Below are 15558 nucleotides of genomic sequence, written 5' to 3' on the forward strand. Positions count from 1 at the left end.
CGGTTCAAGCACTTCACGCGGACTATTGCCCGTCAACACACCAACCGCCAGACCGGCTTTGGCAGCTCTGGCACATTCCATATCATGCGGATTGTCGCCAACCATCGCCACCTGCTCCGGTGCCACGCCGACTTCTGCCGCAAAATGCAACAACGGATCAGCATAAGGTTTGGCACGCGCTGCCGTATCATAGCCGATAAAGCCAGAAAACAGATCACTGATGCCCAGCGCTGCGGCGGTTGCCCGTGCACCGGCCTCAGAATCATTGGTCGCAATGCCTAAGATAAAACCGGCCGCTTTCAAGGTTTGCAGGGTCTGGCTCAATGCTTCAACAGCCACAGCCTGTTTGGCACCTTCCTCAACCCCGTAAACATCATATTCAGCGACGCGTGCACGGCGTTGCTCGTCTGTATCCTGCGGATGCCAGAGCGCAACAATATCCTCAACCGTTCCGGCGGCAATTGCAGAATTGGCGCGGAATTTTTCCGCCTGCCAGTCATAGCCACCGGCATCCAGCAGTGATTTCGCCAAAGCATCATCACCGGCAGCAGAGCGTCTGGCCAGTTCACAGGAGATGGAAAACCACGTCCTGTTAAAATCAACCAGCGTGCCGTCCTTGTCGAAAAGTATGGCACGGATGGTTTTTTCAGAGCCGGACGGCACTGCTACATTTGCTGACATTATGCCTCCAGTGAACCGGCAGGTTTGCTTTGTGCCGATGGTTCATCGCCAATCAGCTTCATCACATCATCGCCGCGGCGCAGATAGCGCAGGCTGCGATAGGTTAAAACGCGACCGGCCTGCGGTGCGCAGAGTTTGATATCGTGCTCAGGTTCACCCGGCACGGTGACAATCGTTGCCAGCAGATCGCCTTTTTTGACGATATCACCCAGCGCCACATGATACAGCACCATGCCGCCCTGTGGTGCGCGGATCATTTCCACACGGGAGAAAGGCGCGATCGGGCCGTTAAATGCTTCGCCAAGCTGGCTGGATGCATCTTCCACCACGCCGCGATGCACGAGGAAGCGATAAAGCCCTTCCGCATCAGCCAGACCGGTTGCCGGATCAACATCATTCAGACCACGAAACTCAACGGTTGTTACCGCACGGCGGCGCATATCGCGCTCTTCCACTTTCATATGCAGCAGCGGATTAACACAGGCCTCTTCAAAAGCCGCGCTAACGGTTGAATCACCGGCAAGAATTGCGGTCGAGCGCAGTGCCGTTGCCAGATCACGCAGATCTTCCGCATAATTTTCATGCACATAGAGATAGTTTTCACTCTCATCATCGCAATGCAGATCGAGCACGATCTCATGTTTCAGCGCCATGCGAACCAGCATCGCCTTGATGCGCTTATCGATGGAAACCGGCGCATCAGGTTGCGGCAGTGCAGAGGTGTCGAAATCTTCCAGCAACGGGAAATTGCGGTTGAAATTCACACCGGAGAAGAAATCAAAACGACCGAGATGCTGATGGCTCTGCCACTGATTGGAAGCCACCGGATTAGCCTGCGGGACAATCGTGATATCGCCTTTGATACGACCTTCCTCTTCCGCTTTACGCAGCATCGGAATCAGGAAATGCAGCGCAGCCTGCCCCGGTAATTCAGCACCATGCAATGATGACTGCAAATAAGCCGTCGGCGCGCTTGTATCTGTGCCTTCAAAACGCAGCACACGCATTTCCACCTGAATGCCCGGCACATCACCGGCAAACTGTATATGATCCGTTTTCATAAATGTCTTCCACCCATTGACCGCCGGACAGGATTTTCAACCCCTCATTCCGGCGGTTACTCCATAAACCATTATCAACAAACACGAAAAACAGATGCTTGTCACGTATCGGCAAGCAGTTTTCAGTGTATGAGGATCAGGTTTTTACACCTGCGATGCCTGATGCAGATGTGCAATCAGACCCTGTGTGGAGGCATCACGGCCACCGGCATTTTGTTTTCCGGTAACGACATCCAGCAATTCTGTTGCCAGTTCTTTGCCAAGCTCCACGCCCCATTGGTCAAATGCATTGATACCAAAGAGCTGCGCTTCCACAAAAACACGGTGTTCATAAAGCGCGATCAGACGCCCGAGCGCAAAAGGTGTCAGCTTGTCATAGAGAAGGGTGATTGATGGGCGATTGCCGGAGAAAACACGATGCGGGGCAATGCGCTCCACTTCCGCTTCCGGCAATTTACGCGCGCGCAGCTGCGCCTGTGCCTCTTCCAGCGTACGGCCTTTCATCAGCGCCTCGCTCTGGGCAAAACAATTGGCGAGCAACATTTGATGCTGCTCCAGCAGTTCCGGCTCATGCGTATGCACTGCGATCATAAATTCCAGCGGAATTGTATCGGTTCCCTGATGCAAAAGCTGGAAGAAAGCATGCTGCCCGTTGGTGCCGGGCTCTCCCCAGACCACAGGGCCGGTGACACCGGAAACCGGCGTGCCGTCGCGCTTCACGCTCTTGCCGTTGGATTCCATATCAAGCTGTTGCAAATAGGCAGGTAAACGCGCCAGATGCTGATCGTAAGGGATAATCGCGCGACTACCAAAACTGCAGATTTCACGATGCCAATAGCCGATCACACCCAGCATCATCGGCAGATTCTGCTCGAACGGCGCGGTGCGGAAATGCTCATCCATTACATGGGCACCGGCGAGAAATTCTTTAAACCTATGCGCGCCGATCGCCAGCATGACCGGCAATCCGATGGACGACCACACGGAATAGCGCCCGCCAACCCAATCCCAGAAACCAAACACCCGCTCCGGCTGGATACCGAAGGCTGCTACTTTATCGAGTGCGGTAGAAACAGCCACGAAATGCGCACCGACAGCCTCTTCCCCCAGAGCATCGGCCACCCATTTACGGGCGGTTTTCGCATTGGTCATGGTTTCAATCGTGGTGAAAGTTTTCGACGCGATGATAATCAGCGTGGTTTCCGGATCGAGATCGCGCAGCGTATCGGCAATATGCGCCGGATCAATATTGGAAACGAAATGCGTATTCGGCCCGTCATGATACGGCGTCAGCGCGAGTGTTGCCATTACCGGCCCGAGGTCTGAACCACCTATACCGATATTCACCACATCGGTGATAGTGCGCCCTGTGGCACCCGCCAGATCACCGGCACGGATTGCCTCACTGAAAAGGCTCATACGATGCAGCACATCCTGCACCTGCGGCACGACATTTTCACCGTCTGTGACAATCACATCATCCGGTTTTGCCCGCAGAGCTACATGAAGAACGGCACGGTTCTCGGTACTGTTGATCGGCTCGCCGGCAAACATGGCATCGCGCTGGCCTTCCACATTGCAGGCCACGGCCAGAGCTTTGAGCAATGCCATTGTCTCGTCATTGACACGGCATTTTGACCAGTCGAGCAGCAAATCATCCAGTTTGAGGGAGTAGCGCTCAAAGCGCTGCGGATCTGCGGTAAAGGCCTCACGCATATTCTGCTTTTGCGCAACTGTCTGCCAATGTGCTTTTAAGGCTGTCACACCTGCCGCAATTGCCGCCTCATTCCATGCCATGCCAACCACTCCCGGATAAAGAATAACTGCTTCTCAAATACAACCTATAACACTTTAGATATGAACCGATTGAAGTGTTTTAAGGGCATGATAAATAAAAACAAAATTCAGACGTTGTTTTCTTGTGATTGAAACCGATATCATTAACAAGATAGCGGGTTAAAAATATTCTGCACTACATAAATTTAAAAGGATAGATATGGATCTGACCGGCGAAGAACGCATTCAGGCACCAAGGCAGGCTGTTTGGGATGCGATGAATGATGTGGACGTTCTCAAGCCCTGTATTCCGGGTTGCGAGACCTTGGAGCGGCTCTCGGAAACCGACATTCAGGCGGCTATTCTTGTTAATCTCAGCCTCATCAAAATCCGCTTTCACGGCTTGCTGATCCTCTCCAATCTCAACCCGCCATTTTCCTATACGATCAGCGGTGAAGGTCAGGGTTCGATTGCCGGTTTCGCGGCAGGCAGTGCGGATGTGGAACTGATCGAAGAAAGCCCTGATGTGACCATTCTGCGCTATACGATCAATGGTGATGCAGGCGGTAAAATTGCCCAGCTCGGCACCAAACTGCTCGGCAATACGGCACGCAAAATAGCTGACCGATTTTTCGCCAATATCGGCGAAGCCGCAGCACAGAATATACGCCAAGGCAGTGCTTAACTCAGTCGTATTTTATGAGTGTATTTGTCATATTTTGACCATCTGATAAAAAATTTGACCTTCAGCAAAAATCTGTCATGCTGAGTCTACAGAAGCAAAAAGCACACAAAGCAAAAAAGTGCTCAGCTCTGACAGATTGCGGAACCGGCGTATAATAAGGGAACCACGCCGCTTCCCCACCATGCAGCAATGAACCAATGCGGGACGCGCATCAACATGCGCTCTGAGACAGCATTTGCATAACCGGATTTTGCTTGACGCAACTGCGCGAACAGCCGTCCGGCACCTCTGACATTGATTTTAAGCACCAGATCGCTTGTCTTAACTGCGACTGTGCCGGGAGGAGTGACAGGAGCATGAGTGACCAGCATTCGCATGACAGGCACAATAATACAGCAGCGGATATCCGGCCGAACCGCCTTGATAATTATCAGGATGTGTTTGCTGATCTGCATCCGCCGCTCGACAAACATGAAGCACTGGTAGAAGCAGACCGCTGCTATTTCTGCTATGATGCGCCATGTATGACGGCCTGCCCGACCCATATTGATATTCCGCAATTCATTCGCCAGATCGCAGGCGGCAATCCGCAGGGCGCAGCGCGCACGATTTTGAGTGAAAATATTCTCGGCGGTATGTGCGCCCGTGTCTGCCCGACTGAAACCTTGTGCGAAGAAGCCTGCGTGCGTGAAGCCGCAGAAGGCAAGCCCGTACGTATCGGACTATTGCAGCGTCATGCCACCGATCATCTGATGGAAAGCGGGGTTCACCCCTTCACCCGTGCACCGGTTACCGGTAAAAGCGTGGCGGTTGTTGGTGCAGGACCTGCCGGTCTTGCCTGCGCCCATGCGCTGGCACGCGAAGGCCATACGGTGACGATTTTTGAAGCCCGTCCGAAAGGCGGCGGTCTCAATGAATATGGTATCGCCTCTTATAAGAGCGTTGATAATTTCGCTGCCCGCGAGCTGGAATTCATTCTGAAAATCGGTGGCATCACTATTGAAACCGGCAAGGCGCTCGGCAAAGACATTCAGCTCGATACGTTACGTTCCGGCTATGATGCGGTGTTTCTGGGGCTTGGCCTCGGCGGCACAAACCGGCTGCATATTGCCGGTGAAGATGCCGAAAATGTGCTGGATGCCGTGCGCACCATTGCAGAGTTACGTCAAAGCTCTGACCTTTCCCGCCTGAATATCGGCAAGAATATAGTCGTTATCGGCGGTGGTATGACAGCCATTGATATTGCTATTCAGATCAAGCGATTGGGCGCTGAGAATGTGACGCTTGCCTATCGCCGTGACCGCGAACATATGAATGCCAGCCTCTATGAACAGCAACTGGCACAGACCGAAGGCGTGGTGATCCGTGATTGCCTGCAACCGGAAGAAATTCTGCTCAATGAACAGGAGCAAGCCATCGCGATCCGCTTTGCGCAGACCGAGCAGCGCGAAGGCAAACTGGTTGCCACCGGTGCCACACTCACCTTAGCCGCCGATCAGATTTACAAAGCCATCGGCCAAAAACTCGACGGCCAGGGCCTTGGTGCCAGTGGCATGGAAATGAGTGGCGGGCGGATTAAAGTTGATACTGAAAACCGTACCAGTTTAAAAGGCATCTGGGCTGGCGGCGATTGTGTTGCTGGCGGTCAGGATCTGACTGTTGCCTCGGTGCAGGACGGCAAGATCGCCGCGCAATCCATCCATCAGCATCTGATGCAATTGCCGGAAGCCGTGAGCGGCTTTGCCGAGGCCGTGCTGGCAGCCAATCGCAAAGATCTGCCGAGCCTCCATCCGCACGCACCATCGGTGCACAACCACACGACCTCATCTTCGGTAAAGGATCACTGACATGGCTGATCTGACTACGAATTTTCTCGGTATCCGTTCACCCAATCCGTTCTGGCTGGCTTCTGCCCCGCCAACCGACAAAGCCTATAATGTGGAACGCGCTTTCAAGGCCGGTTGGGGTGGCGTTGTCTGGAAGACGCTGGGTGCGGAAGGCCCGCCGGTCGTCAATGTCAACGGTCCTCGCTATGGTGCTATCTGGGGTGCCGACCGCAGATTGCTTGGTTTCAACAATATTGAGTTGATTACTGACCGCTCTCTGGAAATAAACCTGCGCGAGATGAAGGAGGTGAAAAGCCGCTGGCCTGACCGCGCTCTGATCGCCTCCATCATGGTGCCCTGCGAAGAGGAAGCATGGAAGGCCATTCTGCCACGGGTGGAAGAAACCGGTGCCGACGGGATTGAACTGAATTTCGGCTGTCCGCACGGTATGAGCGAACGCGGCATGGGCGCTGCCGTCGGTCAGGTGCCGGAATATGTGGCCATGGTGGTGAAATGGTGTAAACAATATAGCCGCATGCCGGTGATTACCAAACTCACCCCGAATATCAGCGATATCCGTATGCCTGCGCGGGCTGCTAAAAATGCCGGAACCGATGCGGTATCGCTCATTAATACCATCAATTCCATCGTCTCAATTGATCTCGACAATTTTGCCCCGCAACCAAGCATTGACGGGCGCGGCTCCCATGGCGGCTATTGCGGCCCTGCGGTCAAACCGATTGCGCTCAATATGGTGGCGGAAATTGCCCGCGATCCGGAAACACGCGGATTGCCGATTTCCGGTATCGGCGGCATCACCACATGGCGCGATGCGGCGGAATATATCTCGCTCGGTTGCGGCACAGTTCAGGTCTGCACGGCAGCTATGACCTATGGTTTCAAGGTTGTGCAGGAAATGATCGACGGTCTGTCCGACTGGATGGACAGCAAAGGCTATCAGTCGCTCGATGATTTCCGCGGCCGAGCAACCCCGCAGGTCACCGACTGGCAATATCTCAACCTCAATTACACCACCAAAGCGCGGATCGATCAGGATGCCTGCATCAAATGCGGCCGCTGTCACATTGCCTGCGAGGATACCTCCCATCAGGCAATTACTTCCATGGTGGATGGCGTGCGCCATTTTCAGGTGATTGATGAGGAATGTGTCGGCTGTAATCTCTGCGTGAGCGTCTGCCCTGTGCAGGATTGTATCACCATGGAGCAGGTTTCCGGCATTGATCCGCGCACCAAAGAACCGATCAGCCCTGATTATGCCAACTGGACAACCCATCCGAACAATCCGATGGCAAAACACAAACAGGCGGCAGAATAGGAGCGGTAAACGGTGACAAGACAGGCAGTCATCACAACCCGTAAAACAGAGTGCGGCAGAGATTATCCTGCCGCTATCTTTCCCTGCTTAACGGGGCCGGATACCGTTGAGCAAAATGGCGCTGACCGCCTGTACCGTTTTCTCACAGCAATCCGGCGCATCAAATTTTTCACCGAGCACTGCGCGCAACTGCGTTTCAAAATCGGAATAATGCTGGGTCGTCGCCCAGATCGTGAAAATCAGATGATGCGGGTCGGTCTTTGCCAGCCTGCCCTCTTCCATCCATTGCCCGATCATGGCCGCTTTTTCATCCACCAGTTCGCGCATATCCTCTTGCAGGAAAGTGCCGATTGCCGGTGCACCATGCATAATCTCATTGGCGAACAGGCGCGAAGCCGCAGGATTGCGGAACGCCATTTCAATCTTATTGCGGATGTAAGAGCCAAGCTCTTCCAGCGGTTCGCCCTGCGGATCAATAGACTGCAGCGAGGCCAGCCACTCTTCCATCGTCTGCTGCAAAACGGTGTTGTAAATATCTTCCTTACGGCGGAAATAATACAGAAGATTAGGCTTCGACATGCCGGATTTCAGCGCGATCTGGTCGATGGTGGAACCGCGAAAACCATAGGTCGAGAACACATCCAGCGCGGCTTCGAGAATGAGCTTGCGGTTCATTTCCTGAATACGCGACAGGCTTTCAGGCTGTTCCTGCTGCATCACGGAAATGTCTTTAGCCGATTTAGTTTTCCGTACCATGCTGCTCTTCCCCGCATTTTCATACTGCCTGCAAATATAATGCGTTACAGGCAAATTCGGCCACCGATATTCTCTTGTCCTGAACGGATTTTAGTGGATGATACAGCAGCCGGTTTCCAGCAACGGAAGCAAGCCGGTTTCATAAAATACTCCGCAACAGAACGGAGCAGTAATCAACGTGTTTTTGGGGAAACAATCAAGGCTCTTTTTATGCGGCCTCTGACAAGGCTGCGCATATTACGCCAAAACGCATCATCTTTCACGATGCGCTGAATGAGGAGGAAATCCACATGCCGTCTCCCCGCGCCTTTATGAACTTATCATGATTAATACAGACCGCATACGGAAACAGACATGAACACGCATCTGAACAGCAATCTCAAAACCAATGCTGACCGCCTCTGGGACAGCCTGATGGATATGGCCAAAATCGGCCCTGGCATTTCAACGGGGAATAACCGTCAGACCCTGACCGATGAAGACCGCGAAGGCCGGCTGCTTTTTCAGAAGTGGTGCGAAGATGCCGGTATGACTATGGGCATCGATACAATGGGCAATATGTTCGCCCGCCGCGAAGGCAGTGATCCGTCGCTGCCACCGGTGATGCTCGGCAGCCATCTGGATACACAGCCGACCGGTGGTAAATTCGACGGCGTGCTCGGTGTGCTCGGCGGACTGGAAGTGGTGCGCACCCTCAATGATCTCGGCATCAAAACCCGTCATCCGATTGAAGTGGTCAACTGGACCAATGAAGAAGGCGCACGTTTTGCTCCCGCCATGCTGGCTTCCGGTGTTTTCGCCGGTCTCTTTGATGAAGCATGGGCGAAATCCCGCACGGATGCGGACGGTAAAACCGTTGGCGACGAGCTGAAACGCATCGGCTTTGAAGGTTCAATCCCGACCGCCAAGCGCCCGATCAAAGCCTATTACGAGTTACATATTGAGCAAGGGCCTATTCTGGAAGATGAAGGTCTGGATATCGGTATTGTCACCCACGGTCAGGGGCTGAAATGGTTGCAAATTACGCTGACCGGTAAAGAAGCCCATACCGGATCAACACCGATGCGCAAACGTGTGAATGCAGGACTTGGCATGGCGCGTATTACCGAGCGCGTGGATGAGATTGCATGGGAGCACGCACCGAATGGCGTGGGTGCCGTGGGCTATGCCCATATCAGCCCGAATTCCCGCAATATCATTCCCGGTACGGCTGTTTTTGTCGCCGACTTCCGTCATCCGGATAAAGCAGAACTCGCCAAAATGGTTCAGAAATTGGAGAAATCCGTAGCGGAAATCTGTGAGAAAGTCGGCCTGACCTATCAGATTGAAGAAGTCGGCGCGTTTGATCCGGTTTCCTTTGATGAGACCTGCCTCTCGACCATCCGTCAGGCAACCGAGCGTCTCGGTCTGTCACACCGCAATATTATTTCCGGTGCCGGCCATGATGCCTGCTGGATCAATCAGGTTGCACCATCGGCCATGATTATGTGCCCTTGCGTTGATGGCCTGAGCCATAATGAGGCCGAGGACATCACCAAAGAATGGGCAGGTAATGGCGCGGATGTGCTGTTGCATGCAGCATTGGAGACCGCTGAAATCGTATAAATACCTGCTCCGGTATGAGCACTCATGCCGGAGCTTTCACCTATCCCGATTAATCCGCATCTGTTCGCAAAAAACCATAAGGGGAAACGAACAATGTCATATTCCGGATCGCATACCAAGCCACAGGCAGATAACAAAACCACACTGATTAAAGGCGGTAAAATCGTTACCGCAGACCGCTCTTACGATGCGGATATCCTGATTACAGACGGCAAAATTGCCGCTATCGGCCATGATTTGCAGGGCGACACAACAATTGATGCCTATGGCTGCCTGATTATGCCGGGGGGCATTGATCCCCATACCCATCTGGAAATGCCGTTTATGGGCACCCACAGTTCTGATGATTTTGACAGCGGCACCGCTGCGGCACTGGCAGGCGGTACCACAATGGTGGTGGATTTTGTGCTACCCTCACCGGAGGGCAATCTGCTGGAAGCCTTGCAGGACTGGTTTCAGAAAGCAGGCAAAGCGCGCACCGACTATTCCTTCCACATGGCTGTCACCGGCTGGAGCGAGCGCTGCTATAATGAAATGCCGGAAGTGGTGGCACGCGGCGTCAATACATTCAAACATTTCATGGCCTATAAAGGCGCCCTGATGGTCAATGATGACGAGATGTTTGCCTCTTTCCGCCGCTGTGCGGAAATCGGTGCCATGCCGCTTGTACATGCGGAAAACGGCGATATCGTCGCGCAATTACAGCAAAATCTGCTGGCAGCAGGCAATACGGGGCCTGAAGCGCACAGCTATTCCCGCCCGCCGGAAGTGGAAGGCGAAGCCACCAACCGCGCCATCATGATTGCCGATCAGGCAGGCGTGCCGCTCTATGTCGTGCATGTTTCCTGCGAACAGGCGCATGAAGCCATCCGCCGTGCGCGCCAGAAAGGCATGCGCGTTTATGGTGAACCGCTGATCCAGCATCTGACACTGGATGAAAGCGAATATCAGAATAAAAACTGGGACTATGCGGCACGGCGGGTGATGTCGCCGCCATTTCGCGACAAGATCAATCAGGACAGTCTCTGGGCAGGTTTGAGCGCAGGCAGCCTGCAATGTGTGGCCACTGACCATTGCGCTTTCACCACCGAACAAAAGCGCCACGGCGCTGGTAATTTCACCAAAATCCCGAATGGTACCGCAGGGCTGGAAGAGCGTCTGCCGGTGCTATGGACAACAGGTGTGCGTACCGGTCGCCTGACCGAGAATGAATTTGTCGCTGTTACCTCCACCAATGCGGCGAAAATTCTCAATATCTATCCGCGCAAAGGTGCGGTGCTGGAAGGATCAGATGCAGATCTCATCATCTGGGATCCGAATGCAACCAAGACAATCTCCGTAAAGCATCAGCATTCGGCGATTGATTACAATGTTTTTGAAGGCATGAAAGTAACCGGCCTGCCACGCATGACTATCAGCGGCGGGCGCGTTGCCTATGCGCAGGGTAAAATTCTGGCAGAGCCCGGTGACGGACGCTTTATTGAGCGTGCACCGAATACACCGCAACAGCAGGCTTTGTCGGTCTGGAAGGAAGTCGTCGCACCACGCAAAGTGGAGCGCGATCCGGCACTGATGCCGATTGGTGTGTGAAATATAGTATCCATCAACTAAAAAACAGCCAGACGTTTTTCCTCATCACTTTTCGGCTTGGTGAAACGGCCGAGCAGCAGATAGGCTACCGGTGTCACATAGAGCGTGGCAATGGTTGCCAGTCCAAGACCGCCGACGATAATCCAGCCCAGCGCAATACGGGCTTCCGCACCTGCACCGGAAGCGATGACCAGCGGAATACCGCCAAGCACCGCACAGATCATCGTCATACAGACCGGACGCAGGCGGATATTCGATGCTTCTTCCACCGCCTCCCGCAAAGACAGGCCACGGTCGCGCAACTGATCGGCAAATTCCACAATCAGAATACCGTTCTTCGCCATAATCCCGACCAGCAGAACCAACCCGATCTGGCTATACACGTTCAGACTCGTGCCTGTGAGGATCAGCGCCACAATGGCACAACCCAATCCCAGCGGCACGGTCGCCATTACGATCAGCGCACTGACGAAGCTCTCAAACTGCGCGGCCAAAACCAGCAGAATAATCACCACCGCAAAGCCAAATACCAGAAACAGACCGGTCGAGGTTTCACCTAAAGTTGCCGCTTCTGCCAGCGGCACCATCTGCACACCGGCAGGCAGCAATGGCGCGGCCAGTTCCTGTACGGTTTTATAAGCATCGCCCAGAGCAAAATCACTGCTCAGACCTGAAGTAATCGCAATGGAGCGCAGGCGTTGTTCACGCGCCAGCTGCGGCGGCACCGCAATTTCCCGTACCGAAGCAATCGTTGCCATCGAGACATAACGGCCGTCACCGGTACGCATGAAGACATTTTCCAGATCCGTCGGATCATTGATCGGATTGGACGTCGCCATCATCTTCACGTCATAGGAACGGTCGCCGATATAGACAGCGCCGATCCTGCGGCCATCGAGCACCGACTGCACCGCATTGGCGAGACCGGTAATATCAATACCGAGATCCGATGCCCGCTCGCGGTCAATCTGTACCGAGAGCTGCGGCTGCGTTGCGTCCACCGACAGGCGCGGCTGCTGGAAGCGCGGATCTTTTTCCATCTCGGCCAGCAAAGCACGGGTGACCGGCTGGATCGTGGCATAATCATTGCCGACCAGCGTGAATTGCAGACCATTGCCGGCACCGCGAATACCGAGGCTGTTTGGCTGCAGAGTAAATGCACGCACGCCGGTAATCGGACGCAGACGCTTATTAATATCGGCAACAATATCCTGCTGCTTACGGTCGCGCTCTGCCCAGTCGGCCAGTGTCAGCACCATAAAGCCGTTATTGGACGCACCGCCGGAACCGGCAATAGCATAGGAATTTACAATCTCGCCATTATCGCGCAGCGGTTTGAGCGCCACGTCAATCTGCTCGAGCTGCGAACGCAGGAAATCAATACTGATGCCCTGCGGACCCGAAATACGCAGCATAACCGCAGAACGATCCTCATTCGGGGTCAGTTCCTGACGCAAAGTCGTATAGGCACTTAATGAAAAGAAGGCGAAGACCAGAGCAGCCGCAACCACAATCCACGGCGCATTAAGGCACCAATGCAGACTGCGGCGATAGAATTGTGCCAGCCCCGCACTGATACGATAAACAAGTCCGCGCGGTTTATCTGCGCCGGTTTCATGGGCGATGCTTTCGGCGGTCAGAAACCGCGAAGCCAGCATCGGACACAGTGTGAGCGCCACTACGGAGGACAGCAGCACGGCAATTGCCAGCACAAAACCGAATTCGCGGAACAAGCCGCCGGCCTGTCCCGGCAGGAAGGAAATCGGCACAAACACCGCCACCAGTGTCAGTGTTGTGGCGATAACCGCAAAGAACACTTCTTTCGTGCCAAGCACCGCAGCCGCACGCGGCCCCAGCCCCATCGACCGGCGCCGGACAATATTTTCCAACACCACAATCGCGTCATCCACCACCAGACCGGTTGCCAGAACCAGCGCCAGAAGGGTCAGAATATTGATCGAAAATCCTGCCAGATAAATCGCCGCCACAGTACCGACCAGCGCCACCGGAATGGAAACAGTCGGGATCAGTGTCGCGCGGATATCGCGCAGGAACATATAGATGACAGCAATAACAATGAGGATCGCTGCAGTCAGCGCGATTTCCACTTCATGCATCGCACCACGGATGAAGTTCGCATCATCACTAGTCACCCGCATTGTCATGCCTTCCGGCAATGTCTTATTCAGGCGCTCAACTTCCGCACGAATACCGTCCGAAATATCCAAGGTGTTGGACTGAGCCTGACGGATAATGCCAAGGCCGATACTGTTACGACCATTATTGAGCACTGCCGAGCTTTCAATATCCGGCCCCAGCGTGACATTGGCGACATCGCGGATGCGGGTCTGCCCTTTGATAATGATATTCTCAAAATCCTGCGGCGAGGAAACCGATGCTGTGGCGCGCACCACAATCGCCTGAGATGCACTGCGCAGCGATCCGGCAGGCTGATCCAAAGCCATAGAAGCCAGTGCCGAACTGACATCGGCAAAGGTCAGGCCATAGCTGGCCAGACGTTTATGGTCGATATCAATACGGAAAATCTTGTCACGATCACCATAGGTTTCCACATCGGCCACACCGGGAACAGCAGACAGCACATCGACAATCTGATCTTCCACAATCACCGTCATATCATCAACGCTGAGCGTTTCAGACGCGATTGCCAGACGCATGACCGCATCAGCATTGGAATCCGCCTTGATGATACGCGATGCATCAGCTTCTTCCGGCATCTGGTTGGCCACGCGCGAGATCGAGTCACGCATATCAGCGGCGGCGACATTGATGTCCACGCCGTCATTGAATTCAACCGTCACACGGCTGCGGCCGAATGATGAGGTTGAAGAAATATTCTTCACACCGGAAACACGCGCGACTTCGTTTTCCAGAACCTGCGTGACCTCACGATCAACAGTTTCGGCAGATGCACCGTCAAACGTGGTACTGATCGAAATAACCGGACGGTCAACATCCGGCAATTCGCGGATATCCACGCCGCTCAGAGCCGCAAGTCCTGCTACCACAATCAGCACATTGAGCACGAAAGCAAAAACCGGACGGCGGATAAACAATGCCGTAAAACCGCCAGTCTGCGGATTATGCCCGCCGCCTATTTCTTCAGCGCCGGTTACATCCTCAGTCACTGTATTTGTTTCAGCGGATGATTTGTCAGAATTCATCATCATCCTGCCTGTTTACTGTTTGCCTGCGCTGTGGCCGGTTCTTTCGGGCTGGCGGTGTTGCCCGCGCCCTTAATCGTCACATTGCCGCCTTCACGCACATTCTGCACACCTTCGGTGACAATCGTATCACCCTCAGCCAGTGCACCATCAACCAGCACTGCATTGGCATTGCGCTGGATAATCCGTGCAGCAACACGCTCGGCCTTGCCATCTTTGGTAATGCGCCAGACATAAGAACCATCGCCGTCCCACTGCACAGACAGCGGGTCAACCGCCAGATATTGATCGCCGGGGAAAAGGATAGTCACGGTAAAAGACATACCGGCACGCAGTACATCGCTCGGATTGGTAATTTCCGCACGCACCCGCAAAGTCCGGCTGGCCGCGTCAATCATATTATCCATAGCACTGACCTGCCCCTGAAAGCTTTTGCCTGGCAGAGCCGTCGGCATTGCTGTCACGGCCTGCCCCAACCGCAATTGCGGTGCAAACCGTTCCGGTACCCAGATATCAATCAGCAGCTTTGAGCGGTCATCAATCGTGGCGATGGTGGTGGAGGATGTGACATAATTCCCTGCGTCCACCGGCAGAATACCGACAATACCGGCAATCGGTGCTGTAACCGAACGGCGGCTGAGCGCCAGTTCCGCATCCTTCACAGCCAGTTTTGCATTGGCCAGAGCAAGCTCTGCCGCAACAACCTGTACCTGTGTCGCCGTATTCGATGCCCGCAAAGTTGCCATACGCTGTTGTGTGATTTCCGCGTCTTTCAGCAGTACCTGTGCTTTTTCAACGGCAATCTGTTCTGTTTCCGCATCCAGTTCGGCAATGACCTGATCTTTTTGGACGGTGGTGCCTGCACTCACCAGAAACCGGCGAATAGTTCCGCTTGAATAAGGCGAAACCGCAACCGTATTGAGCGCAACACCGCTGCCGATGGCACTCAGCTTGTCATTGACGACGTGTTTCTGGGCTGGCTTTACAACCACTAAAGGCGCGTTGCGCGCGCCACTCTGCCCTGCTGCCGGTGCGCCGCCGGTGGCCTGTGTCGCGG

11 protein-coding genes are annotated in these 15558 nt (G+C 54.1%); 5 read left to right on the forward strand and 6 right to left on the reverse strand.

From position 1 onward, the window contains the following. The 3 genes from A918_RS0108005 to pgi form a co-directional block, all read right to left on the reverse strand. Nucleotides 1-684 (reverse strand): HAD family hydrolase (locus tag A918_RS0108005; RefSeq protein WP_198013280.1); only part of this gene is annotated, 684 nt, incomplete at its 3' end. Next, the gene (locus A918_RS0108010; RefSeq protein WP_022710558.1) at nt 681-1742 is read right to left on the reverse strand and encodes a succinylglutamate desuccinylase/aspartoacylase family protein; all 1062 of its coding nucleotides are present in this window, start codon (nt 1740-1742) and stop codon (nt 681-683) included. The genes A918_RS0108010 and A918_RS0108005, both read right to left, overlap by 4 nt. Before the next feature lie 144 nt (nt 1743-1886). Continuing rightward, nucleotides 1887-3539 (reverse strand): glucose-6-phosphate isomerase, encoded by a 1653-nt coding sequence (pgi, locus tag A918_RS0108015; protein WP_022710559.1) that lies wholly within the window; start codon nt 3537-3539, stop codon nt 1887-1889. 199 nt (nt 3540-3738) lie between these two features. On the opposite strand from pgi, the gene A918_RS0108020 reads away from it, so the two are divergent. The 3 genes from A918_RS0108020 (at nt 3739) to preA (ending at nt 7365) form a co-directional block, all read left to right on the forward strand. Next, nucleotides 3739-4203, forward strand: a complete 465-nt coding sequence (locus A918_RS0108020) for a CoxG family protein (RefSeq protein WP_022710560.1) — start codon at nt 3739-3741, stop codon at nt 4201-4203. 356 nt (nt 4204-4559) lie between these two features. Then, nucleotides 4560-6050: an NAD(P)-dependent oxidoreductase gene (locus A918_RS19865; RefSeq protein ID WP_022710562.1), complete on the forward strand. Its 1491-nt coding sequence runs from the start codon at nt 4560-4562 to the stop codon at nt 6048-6050. Nucleotide 6051: 1 nt separating this feature from the next. Further along, nucleotides 6052-7365, forward strand: a complete 1314-nt coding sequence (gene preA / locus A918_RS0108035) for an NAD-dependent dihydropyrimidine dehydrogenase subunit PreA (RefSeq protein ID WP_022710563.1) — start codon at nt 6052-6054, stop codon at nt 7363-7365. Nucleotides 7366-7452: 87 nt separating this feature from the next. Here the strand turns inward: preA and A918_RS0108040 are convergent, their stop codons facing one another. Beyond that, the gene (locus tag A918_RS0108040) at nt 7453-8121 is read right to left on the reverse strand and encodes a TetR family transcriptional regulator C-terminal domain-containing protein (RefSeq protein WP_371257509.1); all 669 of its coding nucleotides are present in this window, start codon (nt 8119-8121) and stop codon (nt 7453-7455) included. 354 nt (nt 8122-8475) lie between these two features. Between A918_RS0108040 and A918_RS0108045 the strand changes: the two genes are divergently transcribed. Further along, nucleotides 8476-9726: a Zn-dependent hydrolase gene (locus A918_RS0108045; protein WP_022710565.1), complete on the forward strand. Its 1251-nt coding sequence runs from the start codon at nt 8476-8478 to the stop codon at nt 9724-9726. A 93-nt stretch (nt 9727-9819) separates the two neighbouring features. Beyond that, nucleotides 9820-11316 carry a dihydropyrimidinase gene (gene hydA / locus A918_RS0108050; protein WP_051139012.1) on the forward strand — a complete coding sequence of 499 codons (1497 nt, stop codon included), beginning with the start codon at nt 9820-9822 and terminating at the stop codon, nt 11314-11316. Between the two features lie 17 nt (nt 11317-11333). On the opposite strand, the gene A918_RS19870 is transcribed toward hydA, so the two are convergent. Beyond that, nucleotides 11334-14501, reverse strand: a complete 3168-nt coding sequence (locus A918_RS19870) for an efflux RND transporter permease subunit (RefSeq protein ID WP_084664708.1) — start codon at nt 14499-14501, stop codon at nt 11334-11336. A 2-nt stretch (nt 14502-14503) separates the two neighbouring features. Next, nucleotides 14504-15558, reverse strand: a 1055-nt coding sequence (locus tag A918_RS0108060) for an efflux RND transporter periplasmic adaptor subunit (RefSeq protein ID WP_022710568.1), incomplete at its 5' end; no start/stop codon positions are given.

It is taken from the genome of Pseudochrobactrum sp. AO18b, assembly GCF_000409565.1.
Lineage (GTDB): Bacteria > Pseudomonadota > Alphaproteobacteria > Rhizobiales > Rhizobiaceae > Pseudochrobactrum > Pseudochrobactrum saccharolyticum.

What these genes read in the sequence shown, in the direction of transcription:
- pgi (WP_022710559.1), bottom strand. Translation starts at nt 3,539, where the DNA reads ATGGCATGGAATGAGGCGGCAATTGCGGCAGGTGTGACAGCCTTAAAA.
- A918_RS19870 (WP_084664708.1), bottom strand. Translation starts at nt 14,501, where the DNA reads ATGAATTCTGACAAATCATCCGCTGAAACAAATACAGTGACTGAGGAT.
- A918_RS19865 (WP_022710562.1), top strand. Translation starts at nt 4,560, where the DNA reads ATGAGTGACCAGCATTCGCATGACAGGCACAATAATACAGCAGCGGAT.
- A918_RS0108045 (WP_022710565.1), top strand. Translation starts at nt 8,476, where the DNA reads ATGAACACGCATCTGAACAGCAATCTCAAAACCAATGCTGACCGCCTC.
- A918_RS0108040 (WP_371257509.1), bottom strand. Translation starts at nt 8,121, where the DNA reads ATGGTACGGAAAACTAAATCGGCTAAAGACATTTCCGTGATGCAGCAG.
- A918_RS0108020 (WP_022710560.1), top strand. Translation starts at nt 3,739, where the DNA reads ATGGATCTGACCGGCGAAGAACGCATTCAGGCACCAAGGCAGGCTGTT.
- hydA (WP_051139012.1), top strand. Translation starts at nt 9,820, where the DNA reads ATGTCATATTCCGGATCGCATACCAAGCCACAGGCAGATAACAAAACC.
- preA (WP_022710563.1), top strand. Translation starts at nt 6,052, where the DNA reads ATGGCTGATCTGACTACGAATTTTCTCGGTATCCGTTCACCCAATCCG.
- A918_RS0108010 (WP_022710558.1), bottom strand. Translation starts at nt 1,742, where the DNA reads ATGAAAACGGATCATATACAGTTTGCCGGTGATGTGCCGGGCATTCAG.